The following is a 16,270-nucleotide window of genomic DNA, read 5'->3' on the forward strand; positions in this document are numbered from 1 at the left end:
GGTTTTCGATGGAACGGGCGGCGCGATGATCGTTTTCGATCTTGCCTGCGCGGAGGGCGGACACGTCTTCGAAGGCTGGTTCGGCTCGACCGGGGATTATGAGACGCAGCGCACGCGGGGCTGGATTGCCTGCCCGATGTGCGGATCGACCGACGTGGCCAAGGCCGTGATGGCGCCGCGCGTGGGCGCCAAGGGCAACCAGCGGGGCGAGGCGGCGCCGGTGCCGGTTGCCAACGAAGCGCCGGAGGCGTTGCGGTGGATGATGCAGGCCCTGGCCGAAGCGCAGGCAAAGGCGCTGGAAGGTTCCGATTATGTCGGCGAACGCTTTGCCGACGAGGCTCGCGCCATGCACCTGGGCGAATCCGATCACCGCGCGATCCATGGCCAGGCCAGCGTGGAAGAAGCCAAGGCGTTGATCGAGGAAGGCGTGGCGGTGGCCCCGCTGCCATTCCCGGTCCGTCCGCCGGGCACGGACAATTGAAGTGAGCCGGGGCTGACGGGCCGGCCCTTCATGCCTCGGCGGACGGCGGGCTTGCTTCGTCCAGCAACCGCGCCCGCGTTTCGATGGGCGCGTCCTCGGCCCCGGCCAGCAGCGCATCGAGCGCCGGGCGCAGCGCCTGACCCCGGTCGTTAAACCGATATTCCACCCTTGGCGGCACTTCATGATAAGCGATACGCCGGACCACGCCGCAGGCGGCGCATTGGAAGGCGACGGCCATCATGTCACTGCGGTTGTCTCCGGCGCGTTGGCGGGCAGCCTGATCACGCTCACTTTCCACTTCCGCCTCGGCAATGGCCGCATTGCGGAGCTGGAGATCGGCCGACAGCCCCGATCGGGCGATGGAAAGAGGGGGTGAAGCCGGCGCCGTTCCTTATGCCGGCACCCACTTCACGATGTGCGTCGCCGCGAGCACGGCCTCGGCCGCCTCATTCTCAATCGTCACCGCGCTCGTCACCCGCCCGCGCGCGACATCCACGCCTTCGATCGCGTAGCGGATGGTGATCGTCTCGCCGATCCGCACGGGCCGGAGGAAGCGCACCCTGTCGAAACCCAGCGCCAGCGGCACGAAGGCGTCCGATCCCTTCAGGCACGCCTCGCACATCAGCGTCGAGGCGCGCGACGTATAGCCGAGCAGCAGTAGCCCGTGGGCGATGCGCCCGCCGAAGGGCGTGCCGCGCATATAGGCTTCGTCGATATGGTTGCGCGCGAAATCGCCGCTGATCCCCGCGAACAGGGATATGTCGCTCTCCGTCACCGTCCTGGAGAAGGCTATGGTCGCGTCGATTTCGATCGCGGCCAGGAAATCCTGCATGTCGGGTCCCTCCGGTTCGGCGTCAGGCGGCGGCCGCATCCACGCCTTCGATAAGGAACACCCGATAGTCTCCGCCCGCCTGCCGGTGGGCCAGCGCCTCCTGATAGGCTGGGCTGTCATACCAGGCGCGCGCCTCGGCCATCGTCGGGAAGGAGATGATGACGGCGCCTTCGGCCGCTTCGCCCTCAAGCTGCTCATATCGGCCATAAAGGGCGAGCGGCGTCAGCGCATGCCCGGCCCGCGCCGCCGTGGCCTTCCCGGCATAGACGGCGAGCGCCTCGGCATCCCGGGTCTGTTCCTTGATCAGCACGACATAAGCGGTCATCGCATTCCCCTTGGGCTTCGGAATCGGGCAATCGGGAACGACCAGTGCCGCACGGCGCCGGCCGCCGCCAGTGGCAGCGGGAAAATCATGGCCGCAAATCCGGCGTGGGATCGCGGAGCGCGGGCCGCCTGCATTGGGCGGCGCAAATCCAAGTGGCGAGCGGGCGCGGGCCGCCTATTGCTCCGGGCGGGCCGAAAGCGGCTTGAACACGAGCCAGTCGAGGATGGCGGCCATCGCCTCTGGCCCGATTTCCCCGCCGCGCTCCAGCCACCAGGCGATGATGTTGAGCGTGGCGCCGACCGAATGGACGCTCAGCAATTCGGTCGGCAGCCCGTCCGCGATCTCGACGCGATTCTCCGCGGCGAGCTGGATCGCCCGCACCGTGATCTCGCGGCGCAGCGTATCGCCCGCGCCGACCAGCAATGCGTGGCAGATCGGCCGCCGCGCATCGACGAAGCGTGCCAGCTCCAGCGATGCCGCGCGGGTTTCGGTCTGCTGCATCAGCGGACCCATCAGGCCCAGCATATCGCGGATCAACGCCTCGGCGATATCCGCCAGCAACGCCTCCTTGCTGGGGAAGTGGCGGAAAAAGGTGGCGTAGCCCACCGATGCCCGCCGGGCGATCTCCGCGACCGTCAGGTCCACGAACGGCTTTTCGCCGGCCAGGGCGATCAGCGCATCGCGAAGCGCCGCGCGCGATTTCAGGATGCGCACGTCGACCGCGCTTGACGGCTGCTCAGTAAAGGATAACTTATGATCCATCATATATCATATGTGGGATGATGCTCGTGAACGCTCAAGCCCATTCTGAGGCGGACTGCCCATTCCACAGCGGGGACGATCACCGCAAGTCCGCACGTGCATCGGCAGGCGGCGGCATCATCGACGCGGATATATGGACGGACACGTTCGATCGCGCGCGCGCCATCCTGCGCAGCGACGGCGCGAAGCAGGCCGGTTTCCTGGCGGAGCAGGTCGGCAAGATCGGCAGGGCCACGCGGCAGCCGATCCTGTTCCTGGAAGGCGAGGCGCATCGCGTGCGGCGCGGCGCGACCGCGCGCTTCTTCACGCCCAGGATCGTTGCCACCCGCTACCGGGAACTGATGATCCGCCTGAGCGACGAGCTGGTGGAGCGTTTCCGGCAGCAGAAGCGGGCCAGGCTCGACGATCTCAGCCTGGAACTCGCGGTCGCCGTGGCGGGCGATATCGTCGGCCTCACGGCAAGCAATCCCAACGGGCTGGCAAGGCGGCTCGACATCTTCTTCACCGGCAATTTCGATCCGCCCCGCGGCCGGTTCCGGGCGTTGGTGAAGTTCCTGCGGTCCCAATATCGGGTGCTGTCCTTTCATTATCGCGACGTGGTGCCGGCGATCAGGGCGCGAAAGAAGAAGCGGCAGGACGACGTCATCTCCCATCTGATCGACGAGGGATATACCGACCGGGAGATTCTGACCGAATGCCTCCTCTACGGTGCCGCCGGCATGGCGACGACGCGCGAGTTCATCGTGATGGCGGCCTGGCACATGCTGGAGCGGGACGAGCTTCGGACCGCATTCCAGCAGGCGGATGAAGCCGGCAAGATCGCCATTCTCGAGGAGATACTGCGCCTTGAGCCGGTCGTGGGCTATATTTTCCGCCGGATGCGAACCGATCTGCCGGCGGCGGACGTGCGTGCCGGCCACGCGGTGGCCGTGGACGTGCGTGCCGCCAATACCGACGAGACCGCCTTCGGAACCCGTCCGCGCGAGATAATGGCCGGGCGCAAGGTCAGCGCCAAATATGGCAATGCCGGCATGTCGTTCGGGGATGGCGAGCATCGCTGCCCCGGAGCGCAGGTCGCGCTGCACGAAAGCTGCTTGTTCCTGGACCGGCTGCTGCGGGTGCCGGGGCTGAAGCTGGAACACGCGCCGGACCTCAGCTGGAACCGGTTGGTGACAAGTTACGAATTACGCAATGCGGTTATCATCTGCAGTTGAATCCGTCGCATTCCTGATAGTTGCGTAAGTATAAAATACAACAATCCAAAACAAAATAATATTCCGGGGAGGAAAGTATGGGGAAATTGGCTTCCGGGCTTTGCCTTTCGGCAAGCGTGATCTCGTTCATGGGCGCGGCCATTCCGGTGATGGCGCAGACAGGCCCGGCCGATACGGCCGACACGCGGCGCGGCGTCGCCGAGGCCGAGATAGGCGATATCGTCGTCACCGCGCGCCGCCATGAGGAAGTGCTTCAGGAGGTCCCGGTCGCGATCACCGCGCTGTCAGGCGATGCGCTGGCGGAGCGGAGCGTCGTATCGGTCGATCAGTTGCGCAACTTCGCCCCGGCGCTGAACGTCTCCGGCCAGGATCGCGGCGACGCGACATTCTACATCCGCGGCCAGGGGCCGGGCGTCCTCGGCGGCGGCCAGCGCAATTTCACCAGCGTCGCCACCTATTTCGCCGAGGTGCCGACACCGATCGCCGGATCGGGCATGTTCTATGACCTTGCCAACGTCCAGGTCCTGAAAGGGCCGCTGGGAACGCTGTTCGGCCGCAACACGACGGGCGGGGCGGTGCTGTTCGAGCCGACCAAGCCGACCTTCGATCTGGGCGGCTATGTGAAAGGCAGCTACGGCAATTATGATTATCACGAGCTGGAGGGCGTGCTGAACCTGCCGATCGTGGAGGATCTGCTCGCGATACGGCTGGCGGGCGATTACGGGCGCCGCCACGGCTTCACCCGGAACGTGCTGACCGGCCAGCGCCTCGACAGCCGCAACAACGATTCCTACCGCATCTCCGTCCTGCTGACCCCGACGCCGGACATTGAGAATGTTACGATCGTCGACAGCAATTATCGCGACAATAGCGGCTCGGGACAGCTTCTGCGTCAGGTCTATCCGGCCGCGAACCTGGGCATATTGCCGAACCCGCTGCTCTTCGGCCCGACGGCCACGCCGGAAACGATCGGCCTCAGCGAGTTTCTTGGGCTTCCGCCAAGTTTCAACCTGACGGCCGGCAGCCCTTCCTCCAGCTATATCGCCTGCCTTCAGGTCGCCTTGCCCGGTTGCGCGACGGGGCCGTTCGGCAATGCCGTCGCCGCGCTTCAGGCCGCGGTGGTGAATGGCGGCCTGGGCCTGTCCGGGCTGACGCCGGAGCAGTTCGCGGCCGCACAGGCGCAACAGGAGGCGCTGGGCATCCGCCGCATCGCCAACCCGCGTTATCAATATCGGCGCACGCGCGATCTCGGCGTCACCAACAAGACGACCTGGCAACTCTCCGACGACATCACGCTGAAGAACATCTTCTCCTTCCGTAAGGAGAAGACGGCGGAAACGCTGGAGCTGTCGGGGCCGCTATCTTATCTTTACAGCTTCTATCCGGCCGGGACGAAACCCTATGTCCGCGGATTCGAGCAATATACCGAGGAATTCCAGATCCAGGGCAAGGCGCCCGACATCGGGCTCAGCTATATCCTGGGTTATTATCATGAGCAGGCCAAGCCCGGCATCCGGCAGGCATATCGGTCCTACAGCTTCGGCTCGGTCGTCAGCACGATCCAGGACTATGACGACAAGAGCGATGCGGTGTTCGGCCATATCGAGTTCGATATCGCCGAGGGCCTGCAGTTCAGCGGCGGCGTGCGCTATACGTGGGATAGCCGCTTTGCCTCCTCTTCGAAGCTTCTGGATGACGGGACGTGCAATCAGCCCGATCCGAGCCAGTTCGATCCCGCCACCGGCATGGCGCCGAATGTCTGCCCCCAATCGGCAAGGGCGCATTTCAGCGCGGCCACGGGCGATGCGACCATCCAGTATAATATCACGCAGCGGATCCTCGCTTATGCCGCCTATCGCCACGGTTATAAGAGCGGCGGCTTCAATCTGCCGGCCCCGACGGCGGACACGCGGACCTTCGCGCCGGAAACGGTCGACGATATCGAGCTGGGGGTGAAGGCCGACTGGGATATCGGCATCCCGCTGCGCACCAATATCTCGCTATTCCGGGATAAATATAAGGATATCCAGATTGCGCAGGGCGTTATCAGCGGCGGCACGTTCGTTTCGGCCGTGCAGAATGCTGGACGCGCGATCAACAAGGGCTTCGAGTTCGAAGGCACGATCGTCCCGTTCCAGGGCTTCTCCTTGTCGGGCTTCGTTTCGTATCTCGATGCCAAATGCCAGGTCAATGCGGGCGCGGCATGCCGCCTGGGCCGGCAGATCGCCTATCAGCCGCATTGGAAATATTCGATCAACGGCCAATATCGGCTGCCATTGACGGGCGAGACCGACGTCACCCTGTTCGCTAGCTATTCCTTCACCGGCAAGGTCAACACCTCAGACTCCAACGCAAGCGCGGTCGGCCTGAAGGATAGCTTCCCAGGTTACGGCACGTTCGATGCGCGGATCGAATGGCACGATGCGATCGCGAGAGGCATAGACCTGGCCCTGTTCGGCACCAACCTGACCAACAAGGACTATCTTGTCGGCGGCTATTCGGTCGCGACCGATCTGGGCACGGACGCGATCCTGGCCGGCGAGCCGCGGATGTATGGAGTGTCGGCGAAGTATCGCTTCGAGCTTTGAAACAGCACTCTCAGGATGGGGATAGAAAATGAAGGCAGTTCAGGTGCTTCGGCACGGCGATCCGGCCGATGTCGTCGCCGTCGTCGATATCGCCGCGCCGGATGTCGGGCCGGGCGAGGTTCGTGTTTCCGTATCTGCGGCGTCGCTCAACTTCGGTGATATCGCGCGAGCGCGGGGCGGCGTGGCGACGGTAATGGCGCAACCCCCGTTCACGCTCGGCATGGACGTGTGCGGTATCGTCGAGTCGGCGGGGGCGGGGGGCGAGGCCTGGCTGGGCCGCCGCGTCGTTGGGATGACGAAGATGGCGTTCGGCGGCATCGCCGAACAGGCGATCGTCCCGGTGACGAGCCTGTTCGATGCGCCGCCCGAGCTGGACGATGCCGAGGCCGCTGCATTCCTGCTCCCGTTCCACACCGGCTATCTGGCGCTGCACATGCGCGCGAAGCTGCAGCCCGGCGAAGCCCTTCTCGTGACCGGTGCGGCCAGCGGCGTCGGCACGGCGGCCGTGCAGCTTGGCGCCGCGGCCGGCGCAAAGGTCATCGCGCTCGCGGGTGGCGCCGAGAAGGGGCGCTATTGTGAAAGCCTCGGCGCCGCGGCGACGATCGATTACCGGCAGGATGACGTCTTCGATCATGTGATGGACCTGACCGGCGGGCGCGGCGCGGAGGTTGCATTCGATCTCGTCGGCGGCGACCTTACCGAGCAGATCTGGGCCTGCATGGCGCGCGAGGGGCGCTACCTGCCCATCGGCTTCAACGGCGATACGCAGGGCGGCCTGGGCGGCAGGCCGCTGCGCAAGATCGCGATGGGCAATTTCTCGGTGCTGGGCGTGATGCTGGCTTATGGCACGCCGATCGGCCCGATGCGCCGCATGGGGATGAACCCGAATCCGCCGGAGATCGGGCAGCAGGTTCATGCCGCGCTGCGCGATCTTGTCGCGGGCGGCAGGATCAGGCCCGCCATCGGGCGCCGTATCCGCATGGACCAGGTGGGCGCGGCGCTCGCGGACCATGAAGGGCGCAGGACATCCGGCCGAACCGTCGTCGATGTCGCGGGATCGTGAGGGAGCCTCGCTGATGCAATTCCATCCCGATGCGCTGATCGCCGCAGCCTGCGAGCAGACCGGCCTTGACGATTTCGGCGGCGACGGCTTTCGCGAAGGACTTGAGATCCTTTGCCAATCCCTGTCGTCCGAAGCGCAGCTCAACCCGTTCGGACAGATGGCCCTTTCCGGTGCCATCCATTCCGCCCTGTCCAACCGCCTGCAGATCGCCGACTGGGCGAAACGGCATCCGGACGTGTCCGATGAGCGGATCGAAGCGCCGATCGTCGTAGCCGGCCTGTTCCGCGCCGGCACCACTTTCCTGACCTATCTGCTGGAAAAGGACCCGCGCCACCGCCCGCTGCTCGGCTGGGAAGCCGGTGCCAGCGTGCCGCCGCCCACGCCGGCGACCCTGCATGCAGATCCCCGCATCGACGCGGCGCGCACCGCATCGGCGATGGTGGACCAGATTAATCCGCGCATCCGCGTCGTGCAAAGCGAGGAGCCGGACGGACCGACCGAGTGCATCGCGGTCATGAACCAGGATTTCAAAAGCCTCCTGTGGGAGGCGATGGCGAACGTCCCGGCCTATGGCGAATGGCTGGCGGCGACCGATCATCAATCCGCCTATGATTATCACAAGCGGACCTTGCAGACGCTGCAAAGCGGCGGCGTGCGGGGGCGCTGGTCGCTCAAGTCGCCATCCCACGCGCTGCATCTGGACGCGCTCACCGCCGTCTATCCCGATGCCTGCCTGCTGATCATGCATCGCGATCCGGTCGTTCTCTGCGCCTCGGTCTGCAGCCTGATCACGACGCTGACCGGAACATTCTCGGATGCCGATCACCGCCGCTACATCGCCGATCACTGGACCGACATGCTCGCCCGGTCGGTCGCGGCGATCGATGCGTTCCGGGATGCCAATCCGCAGTGCCGGATCGTCGACGTCCGTTATGCCGATCTCGCTACCGATCCGATCGCCACGATGCGGCGGATCTATGCCGCGTTCGACAGCGATCTCGATGGCCCGGCATTGAGCGCGATGGAAGCCCACGTCGCCTCCCATCCCAAAGGACGTTTCGGCCGGCATGGCTACGATCCGGCAGAGTTCGGCCTAGATGCCGAAGCCATCGCCGAACGCTTCCGTCCCTATGTCGAGCGTTACGACATCCCGCTGGAAACGATGCGCGAGCGATAGTCCAAGCGCCCCTCGGGATCGTCAGTTCGTTCCGCGCCGCGCCCAGGGCTCGACCGAATGCCCGCCGAAGATACGACTGGGGGGCAGGCCGAAGATGAAATAGGGATTGAGCAAGGGCGGTGCTCCCACAGCCTCCAGGCGCGACTTCTGCTCGGCCGACAGCGCAATATCGAGCGCGGCGACATTCTCCCGTAGCTGCTCCGCCCGGCTCGCGCCGATGAGGACCGATGACACGCCGGGCCGGCTTGCGACCCAGGCAAGCGCCACTTGTGCCATCGGTCTGCCGACCTCCCCGGCGATATCGCGAAGCGCATCGACAATGCGGAAGTTCGTCTCCGTAAAGAGCATACCGCCATAGGGGTTGTCGCCGTTGAGGCGTCCATCGCTTCCGCCCGTATTGGATGCCCCGGAGCGGTTGGGAAGGCTTCCGGCCGGCCCGGCCTCGGTGATCTTCTCCCGGCCATATTTACCCGTCAGCAGGCCCGCTCCGAGTGGACCCCAGGCGACGAGGCCCAGGCCGAGGGCGTTGCCGGCCGGCAGAATATCCAGTTCGACGCCGCGATCGATGAGCGAGTAGGCGTATTGCAGCCCGATGGGCTGAGGCAAGCCATGCGCCCGCGCCAGGGTCGCGATCTGCGCTGCATACCATGAAGGCGCGTTGGAGAAGCCGTAGTAAAGGATGTCGCCGCGCTGCACAGCGTCCGTCAAAGCCCGCAGCACCTCTTCGGGCGGAGTGGTCTGATCCCAGACATGGGTCCAGTAGAGGTCGATATATCCGGTTCCGAGCCGCTTGAGCGATCCTTCAATCCCGTCCCGAATGTTCCGGGCCGAATTCCCGCCGGCAAGGGGCGTATCCGGGCGTCGTGGAAAGCCGGACTTGGTCGCGATCACCATTCTGTCGCGATTGCCCTTCTCGGCGAGGAAACGACCCAGCATCGTTTCGCTTTCTCCGCCCGAATAGACATCGGCCGTGTCCGCAAAGTTGCCGCCCGCGTCGACATAGGCATCGAAGATGGCGCGAGAGCCGGCCTCATCGGCGCCCCAGCGGCCCGCACCGAATGTCATGGTGCCGAGCGCCAACGGGCTGACGGCAAGGCCCGAACGGCCAAGCGTGCGATAGCTGGTCAGATCCATGATTGCCGCATCTCCCGAGAAAATCGTCCTGATGGAACCGGATATAAGATGATAGACTATGAGAATTAGCCCCGTATCTCCGTAAGGCCTTGTGAATGGATTGCAGCAATGAGGCGCGGTGATCTGGACGATCTCGCCGCATTCGCCACCGTTGCCAGAACCCGCAGCTTCACCCGCGCAGCGGCCGAGATGGATCTTTCCCCGTCCGCGCTCAGTCACGCGATCCGCAGCCTGGAAAAGCGGCTCGGGGTCGTGTTGCTCGCCCGAACGACGCGATCGGTCGCCCCGACAGCCGCTGGAAAGCGGCTGTTGCGCTCGCTCGATCCCGCGCTTGCCGAGGTTGCGGAAGGGCTTGCGGCGCTCGCGGATTGGCGCGGCGCGCCGTCCGGTGCCCTCCGTATTACGACCTTCCACTACGCAGCACGCACGATCCTCGCTCCCAGATTGCCTGCCTTTCTGTTGGGGCACCCGGACGTATCGGTCGAGGTGATCGTCGATGACCGGCTTGTGGATATCGTCGCCGACGGTTTCGATGCCGGCATCCGTCTCGGCGAGACGGTGGACAGCGACATGGTGGCGGTTCGCCTCGAGCCGGACCTCCGAGCCCTCGTGGTCGGCACGCCTGAATATTTCGAGCGGCATGGGAGGCCGGACACACCCCGGGATCTGGAAGGGCATATCTGCATCAACTACCGTCTCGTCGGCGGCNGCGGGCTGCTTCCATGGGAGTTCGAGCGCGATGGGCGCGAAGTGAACATCCGCGCCAAGGGCCAACTGATCGTCAACGATGGCGTGCTTGCCGCCGCCGCTGTCCGTGCAGGTGCGGGGCTCGGCATCTTGATGGAACATGAAGTGGCGGAAGAGATCGTGGACGGCAGGCTCGTCCAGGTGCTCGACGAATGGTGCCCGAGCTTTCCGGGATGCCACCTTTATTATCCGAACCGCCAAGTCACGCCGGCGCTGCGGGCGCTGGTCGATGCGCTCCGCTGGAAGGGATCATAATCCTCCCCTCGCGGATAAGTGATTTGAATCCAGGGGCCAGGCGGGCAGAATACGACACCTATCGGCCGTACTTCTCTGTTTTGTCCGGGAATGGCGCACCCGACAGGATTCGAACCTGTGGCCTCTGCCTTCGGAGAATTAAAACAGGGGCCACGCCACGGCTCCCTAATCTACCTTGATCTACGCTGATACGCGCTAATGCTCTATATTCATTAGCTTTTTCTACAGTTAGGATACGCCGTGGGTACGCTATTCTAACCGGGAGTTCGCTCCCACCTGCTTCCGTGGTGCTTCCGCGGAAGCAGGACCAGATGCCGGAGATTCGTCGCAATGGCAAAGATCAACAAGCGCAATGTGGATGCCGCACCGACCCAGGAAAAGGACTATTTTCTTTGGGACGATGAACTGCCCGGCTTTGGGCTGAGGGTCTTCGCATCAGGAAAGCGCAGCTATCTCGTCCAGTATCGCGCCCTCGGGCGGACGCGCCGGTTCACGATTGGATTGCATGGCGTGTGGACGCCCGAGCTTGCTCGCAAGGAAGCGAAGGTGCTTCTGGGGCGCATCGCGCAGGGCGAGAATCCCGCCGAGGAACGGCAGCTCGACCATAAGGCAATCACGGTCAAGGAGCTTTGCGACCTCTATCTCAAGGATCTGGAGTCCGGTCTGATCCTTGGCAAAGGCGGTCGGCCCAAGCGCCCAGGAACCATCGTTTCCGACAAGGGGCGCATCCTCCGCCATATCGTACCGTTGATCGGGACGCGCCGGGTAAAGGATCTGACCAAGGCCGACGTCACCAAGGTTCTGAAAGATGTGATGGCGGGTAAGACCCGGCGAAACGTGAAGACCAAGAATTTGCGTGGCCGTTCTATCGTCAAGGGCGGGGCCGGTACGGCGAACCGCACGGTCGGTCTGCTCGGTGGTATCCTGACCTATGCGAAGGACGCGGGGATCATCGACGTCAACCCTGCCGCCGGTGTGAAGAAACCGAAAGACCAGGTCCGAACCCGGCGCCTGACCGAAGCCGAATATCGAATCTTCGGCGAGATACTCGAAGAAGCTGGGCGGAATCCCAACTACGCCATGACGGTAGAGATCGCTCGCAATATCGCCCTGACCGGAGCGCGGCGCAGCGAGATCATCGGTCTGGAATGGAGCGAGTTCGATGCGGATAGTAGCTGCCTGCGGCTCAACGACAGCAAGGAGGGCGCGTCGGTTCGCCCGATTGGCCTGTGCGTCGTGGAAAGGCTTGAGAGCCTGCGCCCGGTTGAAGAACAGACTTTCGTGTTCCCAGGAATTCGAAAGCACGATCAGGCATTCGGCGGTTTTCCGCGCCAGTGGAAGGCGATCTTCAAGGGCACCGAGCTGGAATGGATGACGCCCCATGTCCTGCGCCACAGCTTCGCCAGCCTTGGCAATGATCTCGGTTTCACCGAGGCGACAATCTCCGCGATCGTTGGGCACTCGCGCCACAGCGTGACGAGTAAATACATCCACACGCTCGACACCGCGCTCATCATGGCGGCCGATACGATCTCGGGCTACATTCAGGGCTTGCTGCACGGCATGGCGTTCAAGCACACGTCCTACGCGCTCGATCGCCAGTCGCGGCAAGCTGCGCTGTCGCGATTCCTCGGGTTTGACGATGGGGAGAATGCGTTCGGTGCGAATGATGCGGCAGCGGCGCAGATGGCGGCCTGAGGCTCGATTTCTGCAGGCGCAGTATGGACGGCGACACATAGCCAGTCTGGTCGACTGCAATTCGAATTGATCGACCGCGCCGTGGACGGCTATGGCGGTGACGGGGGGATGTTTTGGATAACACGCAACGCTTTGGGTACGGGCTGAAGTTTGAGAATGCCTTCTTGCGGGAGCGGGGTAAGGCGTTTGAAACGCTGTTCGCCCGTATCATGGCCCACGCCCACCCCGGCGATTTCCAGCCAGTTCGCCCCTACGGTCCGCGCGGCGATTTGAAATGTGACGGCTATCGGGCCAGCGATGGAACGGTTTTCCAATGCTACGCGCCGGATGCCATGAGAGTCGATCCACTCCTCGCGAAGATTGACGAAGACTTCAATGGCGCCATTCAGCACTGGGCTGCGAGGATGCAGCGGTGGGAGTTCGTCCACAACGATCAGCGGGGCCTTGCTGCTCAAGCGGTCCAGAAACTGGCCGATTTAGGGACGGCGAACCCGAACGTGGTCCTCGCGGTCTGCGGCGAAGCGGAATTGCGTGCCATCGTGATGAGCTTGGCCCTTCACCAGCTCGAAGATCTTTTCGGAGCTGTCCCGTCAGATCGGACGTTGGAACGACTAGACTTTGCTGCTTTGCGGCCGGTCCTGCTCGCAATTCAACGCAAGGAGCCAGACACCCATCCACCGCTGGCCGCTCCGTCGGCTGCCAAACTCGATTACAATGCGTTGTCGCAGGATGCTGCCGGGCTGCTCCGGCAGGGCCGGCGGCGGGAACAACTGGTCGAGGCGTTCTTCGCGGCATGGCCCGACCCTGATTTTGGAGAAGAGATCGCGCAGGGCTTCCGACTGCGCTATCAGGCGCTCAAGGGTGCCGGCTTGCCGGCAGACGAAATCTTCGGCGAGCTTCAAGCGTTTGCCGGCGGGATGACGGGAGAACCGGCCCGGCAAGGCGCGGTTCTTGCCGTGCTGTCCTATTTTTTTGAGCGTTGCGACATTTTCGAGGATGTGATTCGAGTCGATGTGACATGATACTGCCGACCAAACATATCCGTCCGGATCGGGCGCTTCTCGCGGTTGGCGCCGACGTACTTGGCTGTCTGCGCGAGCCGATGACAGTGTCGCGGTTGTGGGATGAGATCAGGTCGGCGCGGGCCGATCGGGCGGTGTCCGCACCGATCAGCTATGACTGGTTCGTGCTGGCTCTCGATCTGCTGTTCATGGTGAAAGCCGTGCATTTCGATCGCGGCCTGCTCCAGAAGACCGCGTCATGATCCACGGCCTCAGCAGTGATCTTCCGACGTTCAAGAGCCTAACCTTCCGTCCCGGCCTTAATATCCTGCTCGCGGACAAGAGCGCCGGGGCGACTGATCGGCAATCGCGCAACGGAGCGGGCAAGACCAGTCTCGTCGAGCTGATCCACTTTCTGTTCGGGGCGAATGCCGGGAAGGACAGCATCTTTCGATCCAGTGCTTTGGTGGGGCACACATTCGAGGCGAGGGTCGACGTTGGCACCACCCTCGTCGACGTGGCCCGCTCCGGAGCCAAGCCATCGCGCGTCGTGATCCAGGGCGACGCTGCAAGCTGGCCCATCCCGCCGTCGCTGGACGTGAAAACTGGCGACCAGATCATCAGCAACGAGAACTGGCGGAGTGTCCTCGGGGCGTTGATGTTCGGCCTAAACGCCGATTCCGATGGAGACGAGAACGTCCGTTACCGGCCCTCGTTTCGTTCCCTGTTTTCCTATTTCGTGCGCCGACAGAACAGCGATGGTTTCCTGTCGCCAACCCAGCAATCATCCAAGCAGCAAGGATGGGACCAGCAGGTCGCCATCAGCTTCCTGCTGGGCCTGGATGCGGCCGTCCCGCAGCAATTTCAGGAAGTTCGGACGCGCGAGCGCGCGATGGGCGAGTTGCGGAAGGCAGCGAAGGACGGCGGGCTGGGCCGTTATTTTGGTACCGCTGCCGACTTGCGGACGAAAATGACCGTTGCGGAGGCACGCGCCCGGCGTCTGCGGGATCAGGTCAGCACTTTCACCGTCGTTCCCGAGTATACCGAGATGGAAAAGGAGGCCTCGCGGATAACACGCGAGATTTCCACTCTGAACGATGACAATACCGCCGACCGAGAGCTAATCCTTCAGTTGCAGGCTGCGATCGACAGCGAGGCTCCGCCGGCTTCTACCAGCCTCGATCGGCTTTATCGTGAGGCAGGCGTGGTTCTGCCGGGTTCGGTCGGAAAGCGGTTCGAAGAGGTGGAAGAATTCCATCAGGCGATCGTGCAGAACCGCCGCTCACATCTGACTTCGGAAGTACAGGCTGCCGAAGATCGCATCAGCAAGCGGGATCGGACCCGCGAGAGCTTGGACCAGCGACGCCGCGAACTGATGGGCATTTTGCAATCTGGCGGTGCGCTGGAGCACTATGCACTCCTCCAGCAGGAAGCTGGCCGAGCCGAAGCGGATGCCGAGGGTCTGCGGCAGCGGCTGAAGACTGCGGAGGAGATCGAGAGCACCAAGGCCGAACTCGACATCGAGCGCGCCCGGCTGCTCAAGACGCTCCAGGACGATCACCATGAGCGCGAAAGCCTGATTGAAGAGGCCATCCTCGTTTTCGAGGACCTCTCGAACGCTCTCTACGAGAAAGCAGGAAGCCTCACGATCAGCGCAACCACCAACGGCCCCCAAGTCGATGTTCGTATCGACGGGCAGCGCAGTAAGGGCATCACGAACATGCAGATATTCTGCTTTGATCTGATGATTGCCGAACTCGCCGCGCGTCGAGGTATCGGTCCTGGCTTCCTAGTGCATGACAGCCATCTTTTCGACGGTGTTGATGAACGCCAGGTGGCGAAGGCGCTGCAATTGGGCGCGGATCACGCAGCGAGTGTCGGTTTTCAATACATCGTGACGATGAACTCGGACGCGTTGCCAAGGGACGGCTTCCGGGAAGGCTTCGATGTCAGCGCGCATGTCATTGACGTGAAGCTCACCGATGCGACCGATTCCGGCGGATTGTTCGGGATGCGCTTTAATTGAGTTGTTCAGGGTCAAGAGACGCCCACCGCAACACTCGGAAGGGCTATCTTGAGGGTGAGGCATTGAGCTGATCGAACGGCGATCCAACCGCTTTCGGCACTCAGAGATTACGAAACGGCAATCCCCAGCTTCCGCCGGGTGCGGCGCGGTGTTTTTTCCTCGCTGCTTGCTGAAATCAGAGCCTGGTCTTTCGCGATCTGGTTGTGGGCAGGCGCAGCGCCCTTCCGTCTTCCGAGGCCGCCCGCCTTGGCGAGTTCGCTGCGCCTAGCTGAGTAAGCCGGCGCCACCATTGGGTAGTCCGCAGGCAGGTTCCACTTTGCGCGATACTGGTCCGGCGTCATGCCATAGGCGGTCATGAGGTGACGCCGGAGCGTCTTCAGCTTCCTGCCATCCTCCAGGCAGACCAGATGGTCAGACTTGACCGACGCGCGCACCGAGACAGCGGGTTGCGGCGCAGGCTCCGTGGTATCGGGCGCGCCCAGGCCAGCGAGGGCGCCATGAACGGATGCGATCAGCTGCGGAACGTCGGCGGCCGTGACCTGGTTGGCGCCGAGGTGGGCGGCCACGATCTCTGCGGTGAGCGACAGCAATGTGGACTCATCGACGTTGTGGTTGTCGGTCATTGCTGCCTGCCCGTTCATCCGTTGACCTTGTCCTTCAGGGCCTTCGCGGCGGTGAAGCCAACGCGCTTGGAAGCGCGGATCACGATCGTCTCGCCGGTCTGAGGATTGCGGCCTTCACGGGCGGCGCTGTCCTTTGCGCGGAACTTGCCAAAGCCGTTCAAGGAGACCTCGTCGCCCTTCACCAGCGCATCGCCGATAAGGCTGAGGACGGTATCGAGAGATTTCTTCGCATCAGCCTTCGAAATGCCCTGCGATGCTGCAAGGGCGTCAACGATGTCAGCAGCGTCTTATCGTAGCCTGACATATGGAAGTGACTGTAGTGTGCGGCCGAAATCTCGCAAATC

17 protein-coding genes are annotated in these 16,270 nt (G+C 63.4%); 10 read left to right on the plus strand and 7 right to left on the minus strand.

The window, feature by feature from the left end:
• Positions 1 to 25 precede the first annotated feature (25 nt).
• The gene (locus BHE75_RS09700; RefSeq protein WP_070935708.1) at positions 26 to 481 is read left to right on the plus strand and encodes a DUF1178 family protein; all 456 of its coding nucleotides are present in this window, start codon (positions 26 to 28) and stop codon (positions 479 to 481) included.
• A gap of 28 nt (positions 482 to 509) precedes the next feature.
• Here BHE75_RS09700 and BHE75_RS23205 read toward each other — a convergent pair whose 3' ends face one another.
• The 4 genes from BHE75_RS23205 to BHE75_RS09720 all read right to left on the minus strand — a co-directional run bounded on the left by BHE75_RS23205 (position 510) and on the right by BHE75_RS09720 (position 2,400).
• Complete coding sequence (locus BHE75_RS23205) at positions 510 to 719, minus strand: winged helix-turn-helix transcriptional regulator (protein ID WP_254684410.1); 210 nt, start codon at positions 717 to 719, stop codon at positions 510 to 512.
• Between the two features lie 153 nt (positions 720 to 872).
• Positions 873 to 1,313 carry a MaoC family dehydratase gene (locus BHE75_RS09710; RefSeq protein ID WP_070935710.1) on the minus strand — a complete coding sequence of 147 codons (441 nt, stop codon included), beginning with the start codon at positions 1,311 to 1,313 and terminating at the stop codon, positions 873 to 875.
• Between the two features lie 22 nt (positions 1,314 to 1,335).
• Positions 1,336 to 1,638, minus strand: coding sequence for a DUF1330 domain-containing protein (locus BHE75_RS09715; RefSeq protein WP_015460351.1), 303 nt, complete (start codon positions 1,636 to 1,638; stop codon positions 1,336 to 1,338).
• A 174-nt stretch (positions 1,639 to 1,812) separates the two neighbouring features.
• A complete protein-coding gene (locus BHE75_RS09720) occupies positions 1,813 to 2,400 on the minus strand; it encodes a TetR/AcrR family transcriptional regulator (protein WP_070935712.1) in 588 nt (195 codons plus the stop codon).
• 20 nt (positions 2,401 to 2,420) lie between these two features.
• On the opposite strand from BHE75_RS09720, the gene BHE75_RS09725 reads away from it, so the two are divergent.
• The 4 genes from BHE75_RS09725 (at position 2,421) to BHE75_RS09740 (ending at position 8,442) form a co-directional block, all read left to right on the plus strand.
• Positions 2,421 to 3,614 carry a cytochrome P450 gene (locus BHE75_RS09725; RefSeq protein ID WP_254684546.1) on the plus strand — a complete coding sequence of 398 codons (1,194 nt, stop codon included), beginning with the start codon at positions 2,421 to 2,423 and terminating at the stop codon, positions 3,612 to 3,614.
• 77 nt (positions 3,615 to 3,691) lie between these two features.
• Positions 3,692 to 6,202, plus strand: a complete 2,511-nt coding sequence (locus BHE75_RS24435; protein WP_191225176.1) for a TonB-dependent receptor — start codon at positions 3,692 to 3,694, stop codon at positions 6,200 to 6,202.
• Positions 6,203 to 6,230: 28 nt separating this feature from the next.
• Positions 6,231 to 7,265, plus strand: a complete 1,035-nt coding sequence (locus BHE75_RS09735) for an NADPH:quinone oxidoreductase family protein (protein ID WP_070933742.1) — start codon at positions 6,231 to 6,233, stop codon at positions 7,263 to 7,265.
• Positions 7,266 to 7,278: 13 nt separating this feature from the next.
• The gene (locus BHE75_RS09740; RefSeq protein WP_070933743.1) at positions 7,279 to 8,442 is read left to right on the plus strand and encodes a sulfotransferase family protein; all 1,164 of its coding nucleotides are present in this window, start codon (positions 7,279 to 7,281) and stop codon (positions 8,440 to 8,442) included.
• Between the two features lie 21 nt (positions 8,443 to 8,463).
• Here BHE75_RS09740 and BHE75_RS09745 read toward each other — a convergent pair whose 3' ends face one another.
• Complete coding sequence (locus BHE75_RS09745; protein WP_070933744.1) at positions 8,464 to 9,576, minus strand: aldo/keto reductase; 1,113 nt, start codon at positions 9,574 to 9,576, stop codon at positions 8,464 to 8,466.
• Between the two features lie 108 nt (positions 9,577 to 9,684).
• Here BHE75_RS09745 and BHE75_RS09750 point away from each other — a divergent pair, with 108 nt between their 5' ends.
• The 5 genes from BHE75_RS09750 (at position 9,685) to BHE75_RS09770 (ending at position 15,303) form a co-directional block, all read left to right on the plus strand.
• The gene (locus BHE75_RS09750; RefSeq protein ID WP_070933745.1) at positions 9,685 to 10,578 is read left to right on the plus strand and encodes a LysR family transcriptional regulator; all 894 of its coding nucleotides are present in this window, start codon (positions 9,685 to 9,687) and stop codon (positions 10,576 to 10,578) included.
• A 330-nt stretch (positions 10,579 to 10,908) separates the two neighbouring features.
• Positions 10,909 to 12,276: a tyrosine-type recombinase/integrase gene (locus tag BHE75_RS09755; RefSeq protein ID WP_015460378.1), complete on the plus strand. Its 1,368-nt coding sequence runs from the start codon at positions 10,909 to 10,911 to the stop codon at positions 12,274 to 12,276.
• Positions 12,277 to 12,389: 113 nt separating this feature from the next.
• Positions 12,390 to 13,298 (plus strand): ABC-three component system protein, encoded by a 909-nt coding sequence (locus BHE75_RS09760; RefSeq protein WP_015460379.1) that lies wholly within the window; start codon positions 12,390 to 12,392, stop codon positions 13,296 to 13,298.
• The gene (locus BHE75_RS09765; RefSeq protein ID WP_015460380.1) at positions 13,295 to 13,540 is read left to right on the plus strand and encodes an ABC-three component system middle component 6; all 246 of its coding nucleotides are present in this window, start codon (positions 13,295 to 13,297) and stop codon (positions 13,538 to 13,540) included. Before BHE75_RS09760 ends, BHE75_RS09765 begins: the two co-directional genes overlap by 4 nt.
• Positions 13,537 to 15,303, plus strand: coding sequence for an ABC-three component system protein (locus BHE75_RS09770; RefSeq protein ID WP_070933746.1), 1,767 nt, complete (start codon positions 13,537 to 13,539; stop codon positions 15,301 to 15,303). Before BHE75_RS09765 ends, BHE75_RS09770 begins: the two co-directional genes overlap by 4 nt.
• Before the next feature lie 107 nt (positions 15,304 to 15,410).
• Here BHE75_RS09770 and BHE75_RS09775 read toward each other — a convergent pair whose 3' ends face one another.
• Positions 15,411 to 15,926, minus strand: coding sequence for a MucR family transcriptional regulator (locus BHE75_RS09775; RefSeq protein WP_084653071.1), 516 nt, complete (start codon positions 15,924 to 15,926; stop codon positions 15,411 to 15,413).
• Positions 15,927 to 15,940: 14 nt separating this feature from the next.
• A complete protein-coding gene (locus BHE75_RS09780; protein ID WP_070933747.1) occupies positions 15,941 to 16,201 on the minus strand; it encodes an HU family DNA-binding protein in 261 nt (86 codons plus the stop codon).
• Positions 16,202 to 16,270: the final 69 nt, after the last annotated feature.

Source organism: Edaphosphingomonas haloaromaticamans, assembly GCF_001853345.1.
In the GTDB taxonomy this organism is placed as follows: domain Bacteria; phylum Pseudomonadota; class Alphaproteobacteria; order Sphingomonadales; family Sphingomonadaceae; genus Sphingomonas_E; species Sphingomonas_E fennica.